Origin of the sequence: Rothia mucilaginosa, from assembly GCF_049990865.1 — a bacterium.
In the GTDB taxonomy this organism is placed as follows: Bacteria; Actinomycetota; Actinomycetes; order Actinomycetales; family Micrococcaceae; genus Rothia; species Rothia mucilaginosa_I.
In genome coordinates this window covers 115960-138165 of sequence record NZ_CP188231.1, presented here as the reverse complement: position 1 = coordinate 138165, position 22206 = coordinate 115960, and the positions used below count along the sequence as shown (strand labels likewise).

The following is a 22206-nucleotide window of genomic DNA, read 5'->3' as shown; positions in this document are numbered from 1 at the left end:
AGCGCATAGCGAAGCCCCCGATGAAAGAAATCATCGGGGGCTTTTCACGTCTACAACGAGGTTCAGCTAGTGGAGATGATTAGCGGTGGTTACCGCTCGCGAAACCCAGGTATCCGGTGTTCGGGTAGGTGTTCGCAGAAGCACCGTACCAGGAGCGGTAACGGGAGGTGTGGCCGTGACGCGGACGCGACGGGTAGGAGGGGCGAGTGACCGGGCGGGACGGGCGAGTCACCGGGCGGGAGGGGCGGGTAGCCTTAGGCGCCGGGGTTGCCTTCGGAGCCGGGGCCTGCTGACGCTTGGCGTCCTCTTCAGCCTTCTTGCGGGCTGCCTCTTCAGCTGCCTTCTTACGTGCGGCCTCCTCCTCAGCCTTCTTGCGTGCCGCCTCAGCCGCAGCAGCATCGGCAACCTCGCGGTCGGAGCGGACCTGCTGAACCGCACGCGCCGCATTCACAATGCCGGAACCGCACGCGGACTGGTCACACTCAACACCCTGAGAGGTGGACTGCAGAACCTTCTTCGCCTGAGCGTAGGTCAGCTTCGGGTCGACCGCCTTCATGAGCGCCACAATACCGGCAACATGCGGTGCCGCCATGGAAGTGCCCTGGTACTCGGCGTAGTCAGCCTTACCGGGAGCGGTCTTACCGGCGTTCAGGGTGGAGAGAATACCGCCACCCCAGTAGCGGCGGTCGCCACCGGGTGCGCTCACGTCCACGCGGGAGCCGTAGTTGGAGAAGTAGGAGCGCTTGCCGTTCTTATCGGTCGCACCAACGTTGATGACGTCCTCACAGTTGCCGGGGCTAGACTTCGAGGCATCAAAGTTGTTGTTACCCGCTGCGACAACCACGATGGAGCCGCGCTTATTCGCCTGAGCAATCGCCTGGCGGTACGGGGTGGTGCAGGTGCCCTCGCTACCGATGGACATGTTAATGACCTGGGCGGGGTTCTGGTTTGCGGGTACGCCGCGCACGCTACCACCAGCAGCCCAAATAATGCCGTCGGTAATGTCCGAATCGAAGCCGCCGCAGGCGCCCAGAACGCGCACGGGCACGATCTTCGCCTCGGGTGCCACACCGGCGATGCCCTCGTTGTTGTTTGCGATAGCGGCGATAGTGCCCGCCACATGGGTGCCGTGCCAGTCGGAGGCGGTCGCCTTCGAACCGGTGAAGCACTGGTTATCTACGGTCCAGTTACCGGCATCGGTCGGGTCGGAGTCGCGGCCGTCGCCATCGTTGGAGAACGCCGACTCAGCGATGAAGTCGTAGCCGGGCAGCACGTTAGCGTCCAGGTCCGGGTGGGCGGTAATGCCGGAGTCTAGCACCGCCACGGTCACACCCTTGCCGCGGGTGGTGCCCCACGCCTCCAGCGCGGAGACGCCCTTCTCACCGGTGAGGGACCACATGCGGTTCATCTTCGGGTCGTTGATCTTGACGGTTTCTGCGGTGCTATCCACGGTGGCGTAGCGGCGCATATCGGGCGAGACGGAGGCGACCTTGGAGTTCGCACTCAGGGCGTCCATGTACTGCTGCGCCTGGGCGGGGGTGAGCTCCGCGGAGGTGGTGACCACGCTGGCATCCAGCGCGGTGGAGCGGACGTAGCTGGTCTTAATGTTCAGTAGCTCGTCGATGCTCTGCACCTCGGAGGTGATGCCCGCGTAGAGTGCGTCGGCCCAGGTTGCCTGCTGGGTGCCGGCGGCTGCGGACCAGTCGATCTGGTCTGCGGTGGCATCGGTGGAGGCGGCGTTCTTCGCCTCATCGGTGTAGGTGATGATGAAGCGGTTGTACGCCACGGGCGCGGCCTGCGCGGTATTGGAGATCTGGGCGGTGTTAGAAGCCTGTGCCGCCGCAGATGCCTTGGGCTGGGTGGCCTGCGCGGTGGGTGCCGCCACGGCGGGGATCACGCTTGCCGAGAGCAGGCAGGTTGCGGTGACGAAGCTCAGCAGGGAACGCTGTGAGGAGCGTGCCTGCGAGGGGCGAGCAATGCGAAGCATGGACGTCCTTGAGGTGAGTGGTACCGGGTGCGCACGGTGCGGCGTAGCGTTGCCGACTCGCGTTGAGGGCGTGCGCTCGGTACGAGTGAATACGGAAGAGTGAGGTGTTGGTGCATTGTGTGGGCTGTGATTTGGTTTCACAATGTGCATGCACGGGTACGCACCGTGAGATACTCTAGCACCCTTTTTGGGTTACTTTATGAATAAAATAACCTTTGTGATGCAGATCATTTTATGCAAAGATGAGCAAAATTTAAATCTTCACTTTAAGGCGCCAGAATACCTCGACTAGGCATTTCTTTATCTGCATTTACATGAAGGAAAAATCTCATTATTTACGCCACACTATCGAGCTTTAGCCGCTATATACCTGGAAAAAGGTGCTAGGATAGCGATATCTCACCACATAAACTACTTCCGAAGAACTCCCGCACGGGGGTTTTAGAGAAAAATACACATCAATGCAGTGATGTGCATTTTCTTTTTCTATTCGCTCCTCACAAGCAAATACACAAAAGAATGCAGATATTTTCTCGAAGGTGCATTTATGTGGGTGAATAACCAACCCACTTGCCGCTTCCGGCACTCACATACGCAAAGGACCCCGATGTCTTTTACCACTCACCCCTCAGCACGCGGCATCGCACGCACCGCACTGAGCCTGGGTACTGCAGCAACACTCGTCGCAACCCTGGGCGCACCCGCATCCTTCGCGGCACCCGCAAAGGCTAACAGCGCCGAACGTGCCAAGGCGCACACCACCATCTCCTCCCTCAGCTTCAAGCAGCAGAAGGCAGGCTTCAACCGCTTCGTTATCACCTACACCGATAGCGCACTAAACGCGGGCGGCGTCAACTGGGCAAGCCCCGCAGGCACCCAGGTCGCCACCTGGAGCGACTCCCTCTACCAGGGCCTCACCTCCGAGGTGAAGAGCGTCGACGACCTCTTCAAAATCAAAACCAACTACGTGCGCACCACCGCCCAGAAGGCAACCGTGGTGACCGTCTCCTCCAAGCTCACCGCAGAGCAGGCGGAGAAGTACATGGCAACCCTGAGCTCCAACCCCTCCGTCGCATCGGTTGAGCCCGACCTGCTGCGCCGCTCCACCGCGCGCACTCGTACCGCTACCACCTCCAAGGTGGCTCAGGTAGCTCAGGCCGCTCAGGCGTCGAACCAGGTTGTAGCGCCCAACGATACCCTCTACCCGCAGCAGTGGAACCTGCACGGTACCAAGGGCCTGGGCGCGCCCGAGGCGTGGAAGACCACCCAGGGTGCTGGCGTGACCGTTGCTGTGATTGACTCCGGCATCGTCAAGCACCCCGACCTGGACGCGAACGTTCTGCCCGGCTACGACTTCATCACCGAGCCCTCCATCGCCCGTGACGGCAACGGCCGCGACTCCGACCCGACCGACCAGGGCAACTGGGAAGAAGCAGGTGTCTGCGGTGCTGACTCCGAGGCAAGCGAGTCGAACTGGCACGGCACCCACGTTGCCGGTTCCATCGCCGCAATTATGAACAATAAGCGCGGTATCGTCGGCGTGGCGCCCTCCACCAAGATCCTGCCCGTGCGTGCTCTGGGCATGTGCGGCGGCTACGACTCCGACATTGCGGATGCAATGGTTTGGGCGGCTGGCGGCACCGTTGAGGGCGTTCCCGCGAACTCTAACCCCGCCAAGATCATTAACCTCTCCCTCGGCGGCGAGGGTACCTGCCCCGCAACCTACTCTAAGGCTATTGCTGAGGTGAACAAGCGCGGCGCGATTCTCGTCGTTGCAGCTGGTAACGATGGTCAGGACACCTCCAAGGTCGCTCCGGCTAACTGCGGCGGCTCGATTGTGGTGGGCGCTACCGACCAGGAGGGTAAGCGTAGCGACTTCTCCAACTACGGCAAGCTCGTTGATGTGAGCGCCCCCGGTAGCGGCATCATGTCCACCGTGGATCTGGGTACCACCGTGTCCACCGGCGCAGGCTACACCGAGTACGACGGCACCTCCATGGCGGCACCCCAGGTTGCCGGCGTGATTGCGCTGATGAAGTCCGTGGATCCCTCGCTGAACGCTGAGCGTGCAAAGCAGATTCTGAAGCAGAGCTCCAAGCCGCTCACCTGCAATGTGAACGCTTGCGGCTCCGGCATTGTGAACGCGGCGAGCGCACTGGCTGCTCTGCAGGGCAAGAAGGACCCGAACCCTGCTGCGAAGCCCTGGCCGAAGCGTGCCCCCAAGCACCCGACCCGTGCGGCACGTGTTGGTTACGTGACCAACCCGGCTGTTAACCACAACCCGCCGTTCCTGATTACTGCTCACGGCCTGATTCCCGGTCAGTAATCGGTGCGTTATCCTTTGGAAGCCGGTGAGCCAATAGGCTTCTGAAGGCAGATATGTACAAAAAGCCCCCGTTGAGTTTTCTCAGCGGGGGCTTTTCGTGAACAGAATGCTACCGCTTGTGGTGCGGCAGCTTGCATCTCCCACCCACCCTCACGACTGACGGGTGGGAGAAGTTGTATAGGTAGCCCCTAGCGAACTAGCCACTAGTGAACTGGCCGCTAGGGTAGGCGGGCTAGGGGCGTACCTGGGAGGCGGGCACACCGGTGCGGATACCGGCAACCTCCATGCGAGCGGACTCGTAGCTCACCGCACGCAAACCGGATGAGGCGGCGATTGTTTGAGTCTTTTCTCGCGTATTTTCCTGCCACCGAGTGGGTAGAAAAACCCAGCGGCGCTGAACCGCGAAGCTGATCGGGATCAGAATCAGTTCGGTCAGGATCTTGGCGACCAGCAGGGACGCGCCCAGGCCGGTCAGAGCTTCCATCAGAGCCGCGTTGGCTGCGAGGATGCCCACCGCCAGCACGGTGTAACGTACCAGCGAGGAGGATGCGGAGGGGCGTGCACCCCCGTCGTGCATGAGCATTCGGTTGACGGTGAAGTTCGTCAGCGCCGAAATGATGCGGGCACCGACCACGGCCGCCAGTAGCGGAACGCCCATGCCCACCAGGACGAACAGGGCGATAGCATCCACGAGGAAGCCGGTCAGGAAAGACGAAGCCAGGAAGGCAAGCAGTGGTGCGTAAATCAGCGCCGAGTCCTGCAGCGGCCTAAAGTGGCTGGTCGGGTTGCCGGGCTCGTAGACCTTCACGATGGGCACCTGCACCAGGTCCACATCCGCGCGGGTTGCGCGCAGCAGCATGGAGAACTCGTACTCGTACTTATCGCCGGGGATCTGCAGCAGCCAGTCCAGGATTTGCGGGGTGAAGCCGCGCAGGCCGGTCTGGGTGTCTGCCACGCGGGCGCCGGTCGCCAGGGCGAAGAAGCCTACGGTTGCGCTGTTGCCAATCTTGGAGCGTAGCGGCACCTTGGTGCCTTCTTCGCCGGCGTTGGGGTCGGGCTTGGTACGCACACCGAGCACGATGCTCTTCTGGCCTGCCGACGCCGCGGTTTCGGTGCGCACACCCACGCGGAAGATGTCCTGGGGTAGGTGCTGGCCGTCCGCATCGGCGGTGACGATGACCTCGCCGGGGCGGTTTGCTTTCGCCCAGGCGATGCCGGTGCGCAGTGCCGCACCCTTGCCCTTGTTGGAGGGGTGGGTCTGCACGGTCACGCCGTCGATACGCAGTTCGGTAAAGATCGGTGCGTAGGTGCTGCCGGATCCGTCGTCAATGACGAGGATTTCGGCTCCCGGGTCCTGTTCGCGCAGGGCCCAGGCAAGGCGGACCAATGACTGGTCCGGCTTATAGGCGGGTATCAGGATAATCACGATGCGCTCCCTGCAATGTAGAGGATGTCACTGGTGCCACGCTCCTTGGTGCCACCCTGGGGGCGGTTGACCAGCTCGTTGTTGAAGACCATGGCGGAGGAGCCGCCACCATCCAGGTTGTAGGCGCTGACGCAGCCGAGGTCCTTGAACATCTGCGCGAACTCGGGCATGGTCACGCCGCGCGAATAGTTGGTGGAGCGGCCGTCAACCACGATGAAGACCAGGTGGTTGGTGCCAAGCACACCCACGCCAGTTCGCGGCTGGTTGCCCTGGATGGAGTGGTTACCAAAGTTGGTGTCCACCTCGACGCTGTCGATACCGTCGACAACCGCGGAGTCCTTGACCAGTGCCGGGCCGAAGGAGAGGGTGTTCCACACGCCTTCGTTGACGAGGGTCTGGGCGTTGGTTGCGGTTTCGTCGTAGAGCTTGACGGAGCCGTCGCGGTAGAAGGCCAAACCCTCGCGAGCGCCGGAGTCACGGTAGACAACACCGTTTCGAATCACGATGCCGGTTGTACGGAAGCCGTAGTAGTCACCGTTGATCGCCCAGATGCCGTTGTGTTCGGAGGCGATGTTCGAGGGGGTGTCGATAATGTTCTGGCCGAACTTGTTGTTGGCGAAGGCGCTTCGCAGCAGGGTTGCGTTGTCGAGCTTGATGTCTGCTACAAAGGAGACGACCGCATCCGAGCCGCTGCCGGTGGTGTTGGAGGTGATGGTAATCGAGCCTTCGTTAGCGGTGAGGCTCTGACCGTTGACCTTCACGCCGGTCAGTTCGGTGGGGTCTGGGGTGGCGGAACCGGAGGCGCTTGCGTTTGCCTGGGCCGCTGCCGCCTCGTAGGCGGTGGTGTCTTCAATTTCGGTGTGCTCTGCCAGGTAGCGGTTGTAGGCCCAGCCTGCGCCGCCTCCGACTACTGCGAGTGCGCCGATGCCGCCGCCGATGAAGATTCGACGGGTGAGCTTCTTCTTGGCTAGCTTCTGCTCTGCGGCGGTTTGCGCTGCGTTAGCTTGTTCTGCTGCGGTCTGGGTGGCCTGGTCAATGTTCTGAGTCATGTTCTGTTCGTTGTTCATGTCTCTAGAATGCTGGTCTATTCTCTGTGCCAGGCATGACTAAGCTATGCAGAAGCTATGTATGTTTATTCATTTCAAACTTTTTTATTACTGACTATGCTCTATTACCAGATGGACTTATGCGCACCTATGTATAAACATGTATATTAGCTTTGTGCTCCGCACAGTTACAACCCCCGTGGGCTACCCGCCCTCGCGCATCCACCCGGGTGCATCCGCACAAACTGCGGGCACGAAAAAACCGGCTGAGCACCCCGTGCGGGGTCTCAAGCCGGTTCATCATCTGTCGAATACGATCGGTCGATATGCACCGAATCATTCCGCGTATTCTTTATGCCTCATCCTCGTAGGACGCGTACTTTTCTGCGTATGCCGAGTAGTCGTCCTCGTCGTCATAGCGACGGCGGGACGAATCGGAGGACTTCGTTTTCTTCGCGCTACTGAGCTCGCGCTCGAGTGCGCTGTAGTCGGTCTCGGGGCTGAAGTACTTCATCTCCCGAGCCTGCCTTGTTGCTTTAGCCTTCTGACGGCCGCGCCCCATGGCGTGACCCCCTCTTTCATCCTGTCCGAGGCGAACAGCACGCGCGGCGCATCGCTCTCGGATCGTTCAACAGTCTTTACTACACTATAGAGTACCCTGTTTCAGCCCTGAATGTCTCGCTGAACGTCACCTATTTTGCGTATCAGAGCACTTCTTCGCACCGGAACAACCGTTTTATTTTGCACCCGCGACTTTTTTACCCCAGAGGCCACAGAGCCCCGCACCGGACGTATCGCTACATCCAATGCGGGGCTAGGGTCTCCCCTACCGGCTCACTCACAAGACCGGGTTCAGAGAGGGTACCGTGCCGGTCATGACATCCAGCACGGGGTTTGAGGGGCGCTCCTTCCGCTTAGCTTGCGGTAAAGGAGCGCTAGCTTGCGGTGAAAGAACCCAGCGAGGTGGCGTTAGACGCCAGGGTGGTGCTGGATGCATCCACGCTATCGGTGGTGGTGTACACGGTGTAGCTCTGACCCTTGGTGATCTTGGAGCTGGAGACCAGGATTAGTGCGGTGTTGGAGTTCGTAACCTTGTAGTTTGCCACCACATTACCGGAGGAGTCGGCCACCTGCACGGTGGTGCCTGCGCTCAGGTTCGATACATTGCTAATCTTCACGTAGCCGCTGGTGGAGTTGGTCGAGGGAGCCTCGAACATGTCACCGGAGTTACCCGCGGCCACGGTCGTGCCGTTGAGCAGCAGGTCGCCGTTGGTGTCCAGGGAGGTGTTACCACCGGTGAAGGGGCCGTTCACAACCAGGGTGCCACCGGAGAGGGTCGCAGTACCGTTGGAGTCGATGCCGTCACCGTTCGCGTTCACGGTGACGGTACCGCCGGTGATGTTGATGGTTGCGTCGACGACCTCGAAGGTGCCGCCGCCACCGCCCATACCACCAGCTGCACCGCCGCCGGCCGGGGGCTGGCCCATGGTACCGGAAGGAGCCTGACCGCCGCCTGCGGGTGCCTGACCTGCGCTACCGCTGGGTGCCTGGGGTGCAGACTGGTTACCCTGTGCAGACTGGTTGCCCTGGGTGGTCTGCGTGGCCTGCGTGGAGGAGGTCGAAGCCGACTCGGTGCTGGTAGAGGTGGTGCTGTACGAGGCGTTGATACCGTCATCCGAGCTGGTCACGTTCACGGTACCGTCCAGGATGTTGATGTACTGCGCCTCAATACCCTCGTTCGACTGGGTAATGTTCAGGGTACCGCCGGAGATTTCAAGCACGCGCTCAGCCTTGAAACCGTCATCACCTGCGGAGATGTTCACGGTACCGCCGCTCAGGCGTACCCAGCCGCGGTTGCCGTCGGTGTCATTGGTTGCCTTGATACCGTCCTGACTTGCGGTCACGGTGACGGTACCATCCAGGATATCGACGTAGTCCTTACCCTTGATGCCGGTGTTTGCCGCGCTCACTTCCAGGGTGCCGGAGGCAATCACCAGGCCGTCAGAGGTGTGGACGCCCTCTTCGTACTTACCTTCGACCTTCAGGGTGCCTTCGCCCGCCAGGGTCAGGTCACTCTTGGAGTAGATGGCTGCGTCGGGGCTGCCGCTGGCGGTATCGGAGTAGGAGGAGCCGTCAGAGACGGTGTTGGTGGTGCCCGAGGCGGTGTAGATAACGACCTCGTCCGCCTCAACAACGTTGATTGCCGCACCGGTGGAGTTGGTGATGGTCGCGTTGTTCAGGATCAGGCGGACCATGTCGCTATCTGCTGCCTCAACCTTGATCTGACCCTCGTAGGTGCCGCTGAGCTTGTAGTTACCCGCCTTGGTGATGGTGATGACGCCGTCGCTGACGGTCACGCCGTCGGTCGCGGTCGGGTTAGAAAGATCGATAGTAACTTCGCTGGAGGAGTCCCAGGTGACATCCTTTGCGGAGTAGTGGGTGTCCTCGGCGAGCTTCGCGCCGCTCTTCACGTCGGTGGAGAAGGAGTCTGCCACCTTCGACGTGGTGCCCGAAGTACTCGAAGTGGAGGTGCCGGTTGCGCTCACAGCGCTAGTGGTCGAGGTGGAGTTTGCCGAGCAACCGGTCAGGGCGAGGGCTGCCAGTAGGGTTACGGAAGTTGCACTCTTGATGATGCTGTTCTTTTTCACGGTATTCCTTCTTCGTGTATCACAGCACTATGTAGTGCCGCTGCGGGTTTCTTGTAAGTAGTCTTTGGGTTGAGCCCTGGCGTCAGTTCTGTGTCAGGGCTCTGGGTCATTGTTCTGGAGGTGCGGGTAAGGTAGGTGCGCTACCCTACCCGCACATCCCGGGTTGCCGTTTTAGGCGGCTGCAAAACGCTCGGTCAGCAGCTTCTGGTAGTCCTCTTCGGTCATGTCATCCACGTTGAGGCGGGTGCCGTTGACCGGTTCCAGGTGCATCCAGTTCTTCAGGGTTTCTGCCCACTTGTTGCTTGCCAGCTGCGGGTTCAGCGCCGCCATGCCGGTTGCAAACTTGGAGATCTTCGCGGGGGTGATGCCCGCATCCCAGAGGTGCTGGTCTGCCACGGAGGGCTCCACGCCGGACTTGGTTTCGATGATGACCGCGTTCGGCAGGCCGTAGGTGGTGCCAACCAGGTTGCCGTGGAAGTTACGGTAGTTCACGCCCGCCATGAGGATGTTCTCGGACATGGGGGTCCAGGTCAGGTTGGTATCTACCGTCATACGGGAGGCGACCGGGTTCTTCTCGCTCTGCGGCAGGAAGACCGTGGTGCGGCGGTAGCCGGTGGTCAGAACCGCCTCCAGCTTCTCGACCGGGCCCGCGAGGATGTCACCGAGTGCTTCGGTGATGTACTCGTGGCCTTCCACGGTGAGCGTATCGCGCATCTCGAAGGTGTACGGGATACGCTTCTTGACGGTCATATCCTGCTCACCGTCGGTCTTGACTTCCAGGAAGGTCAGCTTCGAGTCCAGGTAGCTACGGGTACGGATCTTGAAGGTATCGTCGCGGCTGTAGGCTGCCGAGTGGTAGCTCTGCATCTGCGGGGTGTCGAAGTAGACCGAGTCGTAGGCGAAGTCGCGCTGGCCCTTGATTTCCATGACGGAGGCGTCTGCGTCGAGCGTGGAGAGTACCTTGGCGGCGGTTTCTGCGTCGACAATGTACTTGCGGTCCACGCGGGTCTGCATGGCTGCCTTCTCGTTCATGGCTTCGAGGCTGATGCTCTTCCACTCTGCGGGGATGATGTTTGCGGCTGCGTTAGTCATGGGTCTTTGTCCTTCTGGGGTGCCGTCCCTGCGTGTTGGGCTGGGGCGGCGTGTCGTGGGTATCGGAGATGTTTGTGCGGTAGGAGTGAATCGGAGGCTTAGATACCGGCTGGTCTTACTTACCTACCGGGGTGCGCTGGAGCGGAACCATCCGAGTGTCCAGCGTGGCGTGCGCCTCGGCGGTAGGTGCTACCGGCTGGCGGGTTGCGCTAATCTGTGACGCTGCCGCTTCCACTGCCGCGGGGGTGCCACCCTCGGGGGTTTCTTTGGGCTGGTAGGTGACGGTGGCGCGGGTCAGGTTGTTCACCATGTCCAGCTCGGTGATCTTCACCGAGGTGACGGTGTAGCCCAGGTGCTTGCTCAGGTAGCTCTTGAGCTCTTCCTCGTCGCTGATGGCGCGATCGGCGGTAACGGTCTGAGTCAGTTCCTTAGAGGTCGGGGCGCTACGCGAGTCGAGGATTGCGATTAGGGCAACCAGGGTAGCCATAAGGCCGAAGGCAATGTACGCCGGGCTGATATTCACACCCGCGATCATGCCAACCGAGAGAGCCACGAAGTAGTAGCCGACTTCGCGCTGGCTCAGGGCGGTGGAACGCAATCGGATAATCGACAGGACACCGAAGAGGCCCATACCCATAGCGGATGCGTTCGATCCGGCGGATACCAGCGCCACCGAGACGGTGAAGATGCCGGCGTTGATGACCGCGTAGGAAATCATCAGTTCGCGGTTGCGGTGCCGCACCATGTAGAGGGTGCAGAGGGCTGCGATGGCTATCGCATCGGCAAGCGCCATGATGAGGATGTTCATTGGGTTCTCCAGATTCGTGTCGTGATATCCGCTGTGCTCTTCGCTGTCTGTTCTTCAGCTCGGTGCTGTGCGTTTTTCGTTTTCTGCTTGGTATCTAGATTCCCGGTTGAAGCTGTGTTTGCCCTGTGTCAGTCTTAACTTAGAGTTAAGTGTTCACCATCTCATATAAAACAACTTGTCAAGGTCTTACGTGCAGGTAATTTTTCCTTTTTCGTACACTGCCCCACCTATCCTCAACAGCCTGCAAAGGCACAAAAAATGGGCTCCCTCCGATATGGAGGGAGCCCATAAAACCAACTAAAAACTTAGCGACTAGGCGTTATTATGCCTTCTTGCGCATGCGGGTTACCACGATGGTCGCGCCACCAGCACCCAGAGCAATCAGACCCAGGCCAGCAGCGGTCATCGCACCGGATGCACCGGTCTTAGCCAGGGAAGAAGAGCTCTTGGAGGATGCGTTCGAGGAACCGGAGCCCATGTTGTCGTTCGAGCCGGAGCTCAGACCACCGTTAGAACCGGAACCCAGGTTGTCATTGTCAGAGGAACCCAGCACGAGGTTATCGGAACCCTTGGAGCCATTAGAATCCTTGGATTCGCCCTCGCCACGGTCAGCCGCGGGGGCGGACTGCTCGTCAGACTTCTGCTCATCGGACTTCTGCTCTTCGGCAGGCTTCTGGTCCTCAGCAGGCTTGGTTTCCTTAGCGTCCTCAACTGCGGGTGCGGAGGTCTCGTCAGCAGGCTTGGGAGCCTCGGTGGTCGGATCCTGGGTGGGAGCCGGGGTCGGATCCTCAGAGGGAGTCGGAGTCGGGTCCTCAGTGGGTGCGGGGGTGGGCGCCTCGGAGGGAGCGGGCTGCTCTGCAACCTTAATGGTCACGGTAGCTGCCTTACCGCCACGGGGAACGTCGCCGTCCTTCAGGGAGCCGGACAGCAGGTAAATGTCAACGGAAACGCTGCCGTGCAGCTCTTCCTGCCAGGGGATGGTAACGGAGAAGTTGCCATCGCTATCAGCGTGGATTTCCAGGTAGTCCTGGCCGTTAATCTTAACGGCACCCTTGTTCAGCTTCAGTGCCAGAACGGAACCGGAGGTACCGTCAGCGGTCTTGAAGCCCTCACCGCCAATGTTCAGGCCCTGGCCCTCAACCCATACGTCGGGGGCAATGAACTGTGCAGAGTCTGCGTAGGTGTGGACAACCTGAGGCGCACCTTCAACAGCGAAGGTTGCGGGGACGGAAGTAGCAACGAGGCCACAGCCGATGAGTGCGGTGGCGCCGATGCGTGCGATGTTGTTTCGAATGTTCATGCCCCCCATTCTAACGAGCGAAGCTTGGGATACCGGTTCCCAAGACGCTAATTTGCCATGACCTGACTCACAAATAGGGGTTTTCTTGAAGGTTTCTTGAAGGCGTGGCTGAACTATATAAGCCTTTTACACCGCCGTGCACCCCTAAAGCCTCAACTTCACGTTGAAGAAACTAACAAGTACATACCCCACCCCATCGGCACGACCCAACAGCAAAAACCACCCCGTTAAACGCGAAAATCCCCTCCACCCAAACGCTCAAAAGCATTCAGGGGAAGGGGCTCTCACGCACCACCCCACCGGGCGGCGGCACTAGTTTTAGGAGTTCTTGCGGTTGCGCACAGCAGACACGCCAGCAACACCCAGACCCAGAGCTACCAGGCCCATACCAGCAATGGTGAAGGCATTGGAAGCACCGGTGTTCGCAAGGGAGGAGCGCTGAGCGCGGCTAGAAGTGTAGCTGCTCGAAGAGGAGGAAGAACCCAGGTTGTCCAGACCGCCAGAGTTGCGGGAAGAAGAACCCGAAGAAATGCTGGAGGAGGAACCGTCGGTCACCTCGCTATTGATGACCTCGCAGCCCCAATCATTCTTGTCGTTGTCGAACTTCTGGCGGAAGTCCGGGTGGCTCTTATGGATGGGTGCCAGACCAGCGGCCGCAACCTCTGCACAGTTCGCAAAGCGAGTGCTCTCAGCCGAAGCGGTCACCTGCTCGGTAGCGGAGGCGGAATCACCCAGCTGATCCTTCGCATCATTCGTAACGGATGCGTGCTGATCAGCAGCACCCGAGGCAGAAGCAGATGCCGAAGCGGAGGGGGTCGCCACCACAGAAGCGGAAGCCGATGCGGTAGCCGAGGGGCTCACCGAAGCGGTGGCGGAAGCCTTCTCATCGGCGCGGTTCTTAATCTCAGCATCCACGGAGGCAACAACCTCATCAGCGGCAGTAGCCGAAGCAGATGCGGAAGGCGCCACAGAAGCAAAGGAGGTAGCAGTAGCGGAGGGGGTAGCCACCACGGAAGCACTCGCGGTTGCCGAAGCGCTCGCAGTCGCAGAAGCGGTTGCTTCCTGAACGGAACGAGCCTCGATCTTCACGGTAGCTGCCTTGCCGCCGCGAGCGGTGTCGTTATCCTTCAGGGAGCCGGAAAGCAGGTAGACGTCCACGGAGATGCGCTCGTCCAGGTCATCCTGCCAGGGAATGGAAACGGAGAAGTTGCCCTTCTCATCAGCCTGAACTTCCAGGTAGTCCTTGCCGTCAATCTTGACGGTGCCCTTGTTCAGCTTGATAGCGATGATGGAGCCGGAGGTGCCGTCCTGGGTCAGGAAGCCTTCGCCGGTAATCTTCAGGGTTTCACCCTTGTACCAGACCTCAGAAATGTGGGAGGCCGCCTTGTCGGAGTAGACGTGGGTGACGGATTCTTCACCGTTCTGAGCGAAGGTTGCGGGGATTGCGGTGACCACCAGACCGCAGCCGATCAGGGCGGTGGCACCGAAGCGAGTGATAGTGTGTCGAATGTCCATCCCATCATTTTATCCCCGCGTGGTGGACATACCCGCCTGTCCAGGGGCTATTTGCAATGACTTGCAACACAAAATAGCACTTTCGTGCACTTAATCTTGGGTCGGTGCACGCGCGGTAAGATTCGCCGGAGAAGCAGCATGCGCAGAAGAAACAGCATTCACAGGAGAAACAGCGCCGCCTAGACCTGTGTAACGGCCTCGGCAACCTTAAACGTCAACGGCGTCGAGCATAAGTTCCAGCGCCTCGCCCACGCCGGTGCGCCACAGGTAGGTTGCCTTCGCATCCGCACGACCCGGGCCGCCATTGATGATAGCGACCGGCTTGCCGGCGCGCAGAGCCTCCAGCACGATCTTGTAGCTGCTCATAACCGCCACCGAGGAACCCACCACCAGCAGCGCCGAACACTCGGCGAGCATGGCGTCCTTGAGCGCCTTACGTTCGGCGGGCACGGACTCGCCAAAGTACACCACATCCGGCTTGAGGCGGGTCGAACCGCAGCCGAGGCAGGGCACCATCTGAAAATCGCGGATATAGTGCTCGTCCAGCTCCACGTCACCGTCAGGGTTCACGCGCAGGTCTTCGTCTTCAAGGCGCGCCAGGTAGCCGGGGTTCGCCGCGTCCAGGCGCGTATCCAGGCTTTCACGGCTCTCATCCTGCCCGCAGTCCAGGCACACAATACGGGAGAGGTCGCCGTGCAGCGCCAGCAGGCGGCAGCTTCCAGCGCGGGCGTGCAGCCCATCCACGTTCTGCGTAATCACGCCGCTCACGGCGCCCAGCTGCTCCAGCTCGGCGAGCGCATAGTGGGCGCGGTTCGGTTCGGCGCGGCGCATGCGGCGCCAACCCACGTAGGAGCGCGCCCAGTAGCGTTGGCGGGCTGCGTCATCGTAGCGGAATTCCTGGTAGGTCATGGGGCGGTGGTCGTGCAGGGAGCCGCCGGGTCCGCGATAGTCGGGGATGCCGGATTCGGTGCTCACGCCCGCGCCGGTGAGCACGAGAACCTTACCCGCCTTGAGTAGCTCGGCAATACCCGCGGAGGCGTATTCTTCGTCGTGCGGGGTAGCGTTCTCAGAGACAACGCGCTGAATCGAGCGGATTGCGGCACGGTGCACGGAGGCGATTTCTTCGCGCTGCTCACCGGCGGCGGCAAAGTTCTGGTGATCAGTCCAGCGGTCCATTCTTCTCCTCAATGCTCTGTGCATCAATACTCTGTGTACTCGTGCGGTTCAGCGCGGTTCTAACGCGTTAAACGGCTGTGGGGCACCCCCTTTCGAGGGTACCCCACAGCCTATTTCTTATGGTTTCGAACGTGCAAACTCAGCCACAGGCTAAGTCCGCCCAGCTCATCGGATTTACCCAGCTAACCGGGTCTTCCGAGCTAGCCGGTTGAGTTTAGTTCTCAGCCTTCTGCTCACGCTCGGAGGTCACCGACAGGCCATCGCTGGCAACGTCCGGGTTCACATCCACGGTCACGGTGTCGCCATCGTGGATAGCGCCGGAGAGGATACCCCGAGCCAGACGGTCGCCAATCTCGCGCTGGACCAGGCGGCGCAGCGGGCGGGCGCCGAATGCCGGGTCGTAGCCGGTCTTACCCAGCCACTCCAGGGCGGCGGGGGTGACGTTCAGGGTGAGGCGGCGGTCCTCCAGACGCTTAGCCATGCTCTTGATCTGCAGGCCCACGATCTGGCCCAGGTTCTCAGCCGACAGGGGCTGGAACATGATGATGTCGTCCAGTCGGTTGAGGAACTCGGGGCGGAATGCCTGGTGCACAACCTCCAGCGCCTTCTCGGAGCGCTCCTCGAAGGGCAGGTCCTGGTTGACCAGGTACTGCGAACCGAGGTTCGAGGTCAGGATCAGGATAACGTTGCGGAAGTCCACGGTGCGGCCCTGGCCGTCGGTCAGGCGGCCGTCATCGAGTACCTGCAGCAGGATGTCGAAGACCTCGGGGTGTGCCTTCTCAACCTCGTCGAGCAGGACCACCGAGTAGGGGCGACGGCGTACAGCCTCGGTCAGCTGACCGCCCTCTTCGTGGCCAACGTATCCGGGAGGGGCACCGACCAGGCGAGAAACGGTGTGCTTCTCGGAGTACTCACTCATGTCGATGCGTACCAGGGCACGCTCGTCATCAAACTGGAACTCAGCCAGTGCCTTAGCCAGCTCGGTCTTACCGACACCGGTCGGGCCCAGGAACAGGAAGGAACCAATCGGGCGGTTCGGGTCAGAAATACCGGCGCGGGCACGACGCACAGCGTCAGAGACAGCCACCACGGCAGCTTCCTGACCGATCAGGCGGGCACCGATGCGCTTCTCCATTTCGAGCAGCTTCTCGGATTCGCCCTGCATCATGCGGCCTGCGGGAATGCCGGTCCAGGAGGAGATCACCTCGGCGATATCGTCCGCGGTGACCTCTTCGGAGACCATGGACTCGTTCTTGGCGTTGTCCTCGGCGCGCTGTGCTTCTTCCAGCTCAGCCTGCTTTGCGGGAATTTCGCCGTAGAGCAGGCGAGATGCCTCAGCGAGGTTACCTTCACGCTGTGCGACCTCTGCGCGGGAACGCAGCTCGTCAATCTGGGTCTTGATGTCACCCACGCGGTTCAGGTTTGCCTTCTCGGCTTCCCAACGGGCGTTGAGGGCGTCAAGCTGTTCCTTCTTGTCGGCCATGTCCTTGCGCAGCGCTTCCAGACGCTCCACGGATGCGGGGTCGGTTTCGCCGGCAAGTGCCAGTTCCTCCATGGTGAGGCGGTCCACAGCGCGGCGCAGCTGGTCGATTTCCTCCGGTGCGGAGTCAATTTCCATGCGCAGGCGGGATGCTGCCTCATCAATCAGGTCAATTGCCTTGTCCGGCAGCTGACGGGAGGGGATGTAGCGGTTAGACAGGGTTGCTGCAGCGACCAGTGCGGAGTCAGCGATCTGCACCTTGTGGTGCGCCTCGTAGCGTTCCTTCAGACCGCGCAGAATACCGATGGTGTCCTCGACGCTAGGCTCGCCCACGTACACCTGCTGGAAGCGGCGCTCCAGGGCGGGGTCCTTCTCGATGTTCTCGCGGTACTCGTCCAGGGTGGTGGCACCAATCAGGCGCAGTTCGCCTCGGGCAAGCATGGGCTTGAGCATGTTGCCTGCGTCCATGGAACCCTCGGATGCGCCAGCACCGACGACGGTGTGAATCTCGTCGATGAAGGTCACAATCTGACCCTCGGACTTCTTGATTTCTTCGAGGACTGCCTTCAGGCGCTCCTCGAATTCACCGCGGTACTTTGCGCCCGCGACCATGGAGCCCAGGTCCAGGCTGATGAGGGTCTTGCCGCGCAGGGATTCGGGCACGTCGCCGGAAACCATGCGCTGTGCCAGGCCTTCCACGACGGCGGTCTTACCGACGCCGGGCTCACCGATCAGAACGGGGTTGTTCTTGGTGCGGCGGGAGAGCACCTGCACGACGCGGCGAATCTCAGAGTCACGACCGATGACCGGGTCAAGCTTACCCGCGCGGGCAATGGCGGTCAGGTCGGTGCCGTACTTTTCGAGCGCCTGGAAGGTGCCTTCGGGGTCGGGGGTATCCACGGTGCGGTCTCCTCGGACGGTGGGGATGGTCTGTGCGATGAGCTCTGCGGTAGCGCCGAGCTTGTGCATTGCTTCAGCGGTGCTATCGGTTCCGCTGGCAATGCCGAGCAGAATCATTTCGGTGGAGACGTAGCTGTCACCGAAACCCTCTGCGCGGGTCTGTGCCGCCTGCAGAGCAGAGAGTGCGGCACGGCTGAGGGAGGCATTCTGCACGGAAGCGCCGGATGCCTTCGGCAGCTTCTTGATTTCGGCGGATGCCGCCTCAGAGATAGCGTCTACATCCAGGCCTGCAGCCTTGAGGACTGCTACGGCGACGCCTTCGCGCTGGTCCATGAGGGCCTTGAGGATGTGCGCGGTTTCAATAGTGGGGTTACCGGCGGTTTGAGCATTAGTATTTGCCGCCGAGATAACTTCTTGACTCTTGGTCGTGAACTTGTTCTCCATGACGTTCCTTTCGTGTTTCGAGGGGGCTTATCCTATGTGCCCCTGCATTACATAAATTGAGTCTACTTCACTCAACTATGTTTCGCAAGCCTCCTACAAAAAATTTTTCATATTTTTTCTCCCCACTTCACGCCCCTAGCCTCGGGTGAAATCCCCCGTCGAAACCGCATTGCTATACTGACCGGACTGGGCGCTTACGGGCTCCCACAACGACCGCAATACGAATGGGGACCCACATGAAAATACTGGTTCTAGGCGCAACCGGCCGCACCGGTCACCTCTTCACCCGCAAAGCCCTGGAGGAGGGGCACGCGGTCACCGCCTACGTGCGCAACCCCGATAAGGCACTAGCGCTTTTGGGGGCGCACCAAAATCTCACTATTGTTCAGGGAACCCTTGACGATGCCGAACGGCTTGCCGCAGCATCCTCCGGGCAGGACGTGATGGTTAGCATCCTGGGCCAGAAAGCCACGGTGCGGGAATTTCTCTCCTCCACGTTCATGCAGGAGCGCCTACCTTTCATCATGCAGACGGTCACGGGCGCAGGCGTGAAGCACTGCGTTCTGATGAGCGCCTACGGCGTGGGTGATACGGTGCGGACCGCGTCCCTGCCCATGCGCCTGGTGTGTAAGGTCATTATGCGCGGCATTTTCACCGACAAGGTTAAGGCGGACGCCCTGGTCGCCGAGTATCAGCCGTATATTTCGCGTGCGCATCCGGGCAGGCTGACCGATAAGCCCGGCAGGGGCGGGGTGAAGATATATGACATGGCGAAGGTCGAGCGGACTGCAGGTATCCCGACGATTGCCCGTGAGGACGTCGCCGATGCACTGCTCGCTATCGCCAAGAACCCCCAGAACGCGGGTACAGATTTTTTGGTGACGATTGGGAACGTCGTCCTACGCTCGCCCCAGAAATAAACCGGTAGGCTTAAGGCATGACGACTACGAACACCTTCCCCGCCGCCATTCTCTTCGACCACGACGGAACCCTCGTCGATACCGAGCCCGTATGGGCTGCCGCAAAGGTTGCTCTCACTGCAGAATTTGGCGGCACCTGGACCGAGCAGGACACCCTCGATTGCCTAGGCCTGTCGATGAAGTTCACCCTGGATCGCTTGCGCGAGCGCGGCGTAAACCTGCCGGACGAGGAGATTAACGACCTACTGGTGGCGAAGGTGCACGAAACCCTGGCGCAGCAGCCGGTCGAATTCCTGCCCGGCATTGAGCGTTTCCTCTCGGAGGTTCACGAGGCGCAGATTCCGGCGGCAATCGTCACGAACGCGACCACCTCCGTGGCTCGCCGCACCGCGAACGCGGCACCCGAGGGCACGTTCTCGGTGATTATTGGCAACGATGAGACCACCCACCCCAAGCCGGACCCGCAACCTTATCTTTTGGCGGCGGAGCGTCTGGGTGTTGATCCGACTCAGTGCGTGGCTCTTGAGGATTCCCCTTCGGGCGTGCGCAGTGCGACCGCGGCGGGCATGCGCGTCATTGTTGTGCCGGGCGAGTTGGAGGTTCCGGAGGAGCTGGGCACCGTGCGCCTCAAGCATGAGGAGCTGACCCTGGAGGCGGTTCGCGCGCTGGCATAGCCGCCCGGCTCACACGCTGAATACCCTGCAGAGAAAGTTCTGTAGAAAACTGAATACGCTTCACCGTAAAGGGTGGGATGCGCGATACGAGATACCGCGCGTCCCGCCCTTTACGTATGCATGGGCGGTGAGGGTTTGAGGTTGGCGCAACATGCAGATGACGATTTATTACGAATTACTCAAAATAAACTTGACACTGGTTTCTTAAAATGATTTACTCATAATAACGATTCGGTGGGGATACAAACCCCACCGAACCACAAGCATTACAGCATCATGAAGGAGACCATCATGGCATTCGCAAACTACACCGCACCCGGCCTGACTATCGAAGAAGGCAAGGGCATTTCCGAGGTTCTCCAGGCACGTCTGCACGACCTGAACGACCTGCACCTGCTGCTGAAGCACGCTCACTGGAACGTGACCGGCCCCGGCTTCATCGCCGTTCACGAAATGATTGACCCCCAGGTCGACACCGTCCGCGATTTCGTTGACGCTATCGCAGAGCGTATGGCAACCCTGGGCGCAACCCCCAACGGTCTGGCTGGCGCACTGGTCGCACAGCGCACCGTTGAGGACTACCCCGTCGGCCGCGCACGCGTTGCTGACCACCTGCGCGCTCTGAACGACGTCTACACCCGCGTGATTGAGGCTCACCGCAAGGCGATTGCATTCGCTGGCGAGTCCGACCCCGTCACCGAGGACCTGCTAATCGGTCAGACCGCTGAGCTGGAGAAGTTCCAGTGGTTCATCCGCGCATTCCTGGAAAACGGCGAAGGCAACATCTAAGCCAGTAGTCTAAAGACACGACTTTTTAGAGTCACGAACCGGGCGGGTGCGCCCTCCATTGTGGAGGGTGCACCCGCCCGGTTTCTGTGCTGTTTCGGTGCTTTTTCCCGACGTTTCGCCTCGCCCGCGGGGTACTCTAGAGTACGTTGAGGCGAACATTATTATCGGGTTAGGCCGTCCTAGATTTTCTGTTCAGAGTGCTCTAGAGTGGTTCACTGTTCATGACAGAGCGCACAGACATGAACGCATCATCAGGCGTAGGGATCCAGCCCTGCACGCACGGCACCCGTGGAAAGGGAACTATGAGCACGCACGCCCAGCACAAGAGCACCCAGCACGAGCACGGCGAAGAAACTGAGAAACTTCAGCCGGAAAACACCGCTACCGAGGCTCCGCAGGCCACCCGCCATAGCGCCGTCGCCTCCCCCTCCCCCGCGCAGATTAAGCGTTGGCGCCGCTACCTTGCCGATGAGGAGTCGGAGGCGCGCATCTACCGCTACCTGGCTCGCCGTGCCGAGGGTACCGACCGTGAGATTTTGCTGCAGGTTGCTGAGGCGGAGAAGCGTCACCAGCAGCATTGGCGTGACATGCTCGGCGAGCATGCGAATGTGCACGTGCGCCCCTCCCTGCAATCGCAGCTACTGCAGTTTTTGGCGAAGAACTTCGGTTCGGTGTTTATTCTGGCGATGGCTCAGCGCGCCGAGTCCCGCTCCCCCTACGCTGAGGATCCGGACGCCACCGAGGAAATGGCGGCTGACGAGGCGATTCACGAGGAAATTATTCGTGCCCTGGCGACTAATGGTCGCGAGAAGCTTTCGGGCAATTTCCGTGCGGCGGTCTTTGGCGCTAACGACGGTTTGGTCTCGAATCTGGCGCTGACTATGGGTATTACCGCCTCGGGCGCGTCCAGCTCGATGGTTCTGCTGTCGGGTATTGCGGGTCTGCTGGCGGGTGCGCTGTCGATGGCGGCGGGTGAGTTCGTGTCGGTGCGTTCTCAGCGTGAGCTGCTGGATGCCTCCCAGCCGACCCAGGTGACCCTGCGCGTTGCGCACGATTTGGATTTGGATTCGAACGAGCTGGAGCTGATTTACCGTGCCCGCGGTATGGAGCCGGAGGCGGCGCACCACCGTGCGATGGAGCGTTTCGGCTACCTGGATTGCGATTGCGACCCCTCGCTGTCTCACCGCGAGGATGAGGACCGTGAGGAGAACGTGGCTTTGGGTACCGATATTGGTGCCGCCGCTGCGTCGTTTGCGTTCTTCGCTTCGGGTGCGTTGGTTCCGATTTTGCCCTATATTTTCGGCTTCTCGGGCGTGTTCGCGATGGTGCTGTCCCTGCTGTTTGTGGGTGCGGCTCTGGGCTTCACCGGCGGCGTGGTGGGTCTGCTGTCGGGTGCATCCCCGCTCAAGCGCGGTATCCGCCAGATTCTGATTGGTTTCGGTGCGGCGTTTGTGACCTACCTGCTGGGTCTGGCGTTCGGCACGACGGTCGGCTAGTCGCAACACCCCCAATAAGCCCTCCCAAGTGTATATAGCCGCTCAAGCATGTGCCGCTTCCCCTGCAAGCGCCACATGCCTGACGAGTGCCGCAGCCTGATGAGTGGCGTCGCCTGACGAGTGTCACAGCCTGAGCGCAAAGAAACCCCCAGCAGATACATTCAGTGTATCTACCGGGG

16 protein-coding genes are annotated in these 22206 nt (G+C 60.6%); 5 read left to right on the top strand and 11 right to left on the bottom strand.

Annotation, left to right across the window (positions count from 1 at the left end):
• Positions 1-79 precede the first annotated feature (79 nt).
• Positions 80-1987, bottom strand: coding sequence for a S8 family peptidase (locus ACP3RB_RS00600; protein ID WP_426699143.1), 1908 nt, complete (start codon positions 1985-1987; stop codon positions 80-82).
• Between the two features lie 607 nt (positions 1988-2594).
• On the opposite strand from ACP3RB_RS00600, the gene ACP3RB_RS00595 reads away from it, so the two are divergent.
• On the top strand, positions 2595-4313 hold the full coding sequence (locus ACP3RB_RS00595; RefSeq protein ID WP_426699142.1) for a S8 family peptidase: 1719 nt from the start codon (positions 2595-2597) through the stop codon (positions 4311-4313).
• A 232-nt stretch (positions 4314-4545) separates the two neighbouring features.
• Here the strand turns inward: ACP3RB_RS00595 and ACP3RB_RS00590 are convergent, their stop codons facing one another.
• From ACP3RB_RS00590 to clpB, 10 genes are all read right to left on the bottom strand, one after another.
• The gene (locus ACP3RB_RS00590) at positions 4546-5739 is read right to left on the bottom strand and encodes a glycosyltransferase (protein ID WP_426699141.1); all 1194 of its coding nucleotides are present in this window, start codon (positions 5737-5739) and stop codon (positions 4546-4548) included.
• Positions 5736-6806, bottom strand: coding sequence for a phosphodiester glycosidase family protein (locus ACP3RB_RS00585; protein ID WP_426699140.1), 1071 nt, complete (start codon positions 6804-6806; stop codon positions 5736-5738). Before ACP3RB_RS00585 ends, ACP3RB_RS00590 begins: the two co-directional genes overlap by 4 nt.
• Before the next feature lie 331 nt (positions 6807-7137).
• Positions 7138-7347 (bottom strand): DUF3073 domain-containing protein, encoded by a 210-nt coding sequence (locus ACP3RB_RS00580; RefSeq protein ID WP_005504588.1) that lies wholly within the window; start codon positions 7345-7347, stop codon positions 7138-7140.
• A 373-nt stretch (positions 7348-7720) separates the two neighbouring features.
• On the bottom strand, positions 7721-9433 hold the full coding sequence (locus tag ACP3RB_RS00575; protein ID WP_426699139.1) for a carbohydrate-binding domain-containing protein: 1713 nt from the start codon (positions 9431-9433) through the stop codon (positions 7721-7723).
• Between the two features lie 171 nt (positions 9434-9604).
• On the bottom strand, positions 9605-10525 hold the full coding sequence (locus ACP3RB_RS00570) for a polyphosphate polymerase domain-containing protein (protein ID WP_426699138.1): 921 nt from the start codon (positions 10523-10525) through the stop codon (positions 9605-9607).
• Between the two features lie 115 nt (positions 10526-10640).
• A complete protein-coding gene (locus tag ACP3RB_RS00565; protein ID WP_314935090.1) occupies positions 10641-11333 on the bottom strand; it encodes a DUF4956 domain-containing protein in 693 nt (230 codons plus the stop codon).
• A 322-nt stretch (positions 11334-11655) separates the two neighbouring features.
• On the bottom strand, positions 11656-12633 hold the full coding sequence (locus tag ACP3RB_RS00560; protein WP_426699137.1) for an excalibur calcium-binding domain-containing protein: 978 nt from the start codon (positions 12631-12633) through the stop codon (positions 11656-11658).
• 318 nt (positions 12634-12951) lie between these two features.
• Positions 12952-14148, bottom strand: a complete 1197-nt coding sequence (locus ACP3RB_RS00555) for an excalibur calcium-binding domain-containing protein (RefSeq protein ID WP_426699136.1) — start codon at positions 14146-14148, stop codon at positions 12952-12954.
• Between the two features lie 207 nt (positions 14149-14355).
• Positions 14356-15324: a Sir2 family NAD-dependent protein deacetylase gene (locus ACP3RB_RS00550; protein WP_426699135.1), complete on the bottom strand. Its 969-nt coding sequence runs from the start codon at positions 15322-15324 to the stop codon at positions 14356-14358.
• A gap of 214 nt (positions 15325-15538) precedes the next feature.
• The gene (gene clpB, locus ACP3RB_RS00545) at positions 15539-18148 is read right to left on the bottom strand and encodes an ATP-dependent chaperone ClpB (protein ID WP_426699134.1); all 2610 of its coding nucleotides are present in this window, start codon (positions 18146-18148) and stop codon (positions 15539-15541) included.
• A 236-nt stretch (positions 18149-18384) separates the two neighbouring features.
• Here clpB and ACP3RB_RS00540 point away from each other — a divergent pair, with 236 nt between their 5' ends.
• The 4 genes from ACP3RB_RS00540 to ACP3RB_RS00525 all read left to right on the top strand — a co-directional run bounded on the left by ACP3RB_RS00540 (position 18385) and on the right by ACP3RB_RS00525 (position 22027).
• A complete protein-coding gene (locus ACP3RB_RS00540; RefSeq protein ID WP_426699133.1) occupies positions 18385-19068 on the top strand; it encodes an NAD(P)-dependent oxidoreductase in 684 nt (227 codons plus the stop codon).
• A gap of 17 nt (positions 19069-19085) precedes the next feature.
• Entirely contained in the window at positions 19086-19742 is a 657-nt protein-coding gene (locus ACP3RB_RS00535; RefSeq protein ID WP_426699132.1) for an HAD family hydrolase, read from the top strand.
• A gap of 291 nt (positions 19743-20033) precedes the next feature.
• Positions 20034-20531 carry a DNA starvation/stationary phase protection protein Dps gene (gene dps / locus ACP3RB_RS00530; RefSeq protein WP_219100608.1) on the top strand — a complete coding sequence of 166 codons (498 nt, stop codon included), beginning with the start codon at positions 20034-20036 and terminating at the stop codon, positions 20529-20531.
• 302 nt (positions 20532-20833) lie between these two features.
• Positions 20834-22027 (top strand): VIT1/CCC1 transporter family protein, encoded by a 1194-nt coding sequence (locus ACP3RB_RS00525; RefSeq protein WP_426699131.1) that lies wholly within the window; start codon positions 20834-20836, stop codon positions 22025-22027.
• The last annotated feature ends 179 nt before the right edge of the window (positions 22028-22206 follow it).

Coding starts and splice junctions, on each gene's coding strand:
- ACP3RB_RS00560 (WP_426699137.1), bottom strand. CDS start 12,633: ATGAACATTCGAAACAACATCGCACGCATCGGCGCCACCGCACTCATC.
- ACP3RB_RS00550 (WP_426699135.1), bottom strand. CDS start 15,324: ATGGACCGCTGGACTGATCACCAGAACTTTGCCGCCGCCGGTGAGCAG.
- ACP3RB_RS00600 (WP_426699143.1), bottom strand. CDS start 1,987: ATGCTTCGCATTGCTCGCCCCTCGCAGGCACGCTCCTCACAGCGTTCC.
- ACP3RB_RS00535 (WP_426699132.1), top strand. CDS start 19,086: ATGACGACTACGAACACCTTCCCCGCCGCCATTCTCTTCGACCACGAC.
- dps (WP_219100608.1), top strand. CDS start 20,034: ATGGCATTCGCAAACTACACCGCACCCGGCCTGACTATCGAAGAAGGC.
- ACP3RB_RS00525 (WP_426699131.1), top strand. CDS start 20,834: ATGAGCACGCACGCCCAGCACAAGAGCACCCAGCACGAGCACGGCGAA.
- ACP3RB_RS00580 (WP_005504588.1), bottom strand. CDS start 7,347: ATGGGGCGCGGCCGTCAGAAGGCTAAAGCAACAAGGCAGGCTCGGGAG.
- ACP3RB_RS00540 (WP_426699133.1), top strand. CDS start 18,385: ATGAAAATACTGGTTCTAGGCGCAACCGGCCGCACCGGTCACCTCTTC.
- ACP3RB_RS00585 (WP_426699140.1), bottom strand. CDS start 6,806: ATGAACAACGAACAGAACATGACTCAGAACATTGACCAGGCCACCCAG.
- clpB (WP_426699134.1), bottom strand. CDS start 18,148: ATGGAGAACAAGTTCACGACCAAGAGTCAAGAAGTTATCTCGGCGGCA.
- ACP3RB_RS00595 (WP_426699142.1), top strand. CDS start 2,595: ATGTCTTTTACCACTCACCCCTCAGCACGCGGCATCGCACGCACCGCA.
- ACP3RB_RS00570 (WP_426699138.1), bottom strand. CDS start 10,525: ATGACTAACGCAGCCGCAAACATCATCCCCGCAGAGTGGAAGAGCATC.
- ACP3RB_RS00555 (WP_426699136.1), bottom strand. CDS start 14,148: ATGGACATTCGACACACTATCACTCGCTTCGGTGCCACCGCCCTGATC.
- ACP3RB_RS00565 (WP_314935090.1), bottom strand. CDS start 11,333: ATGAACATCCTCATCATGGCGCTTGCCGATGCGATAGCCATCGCAGCC.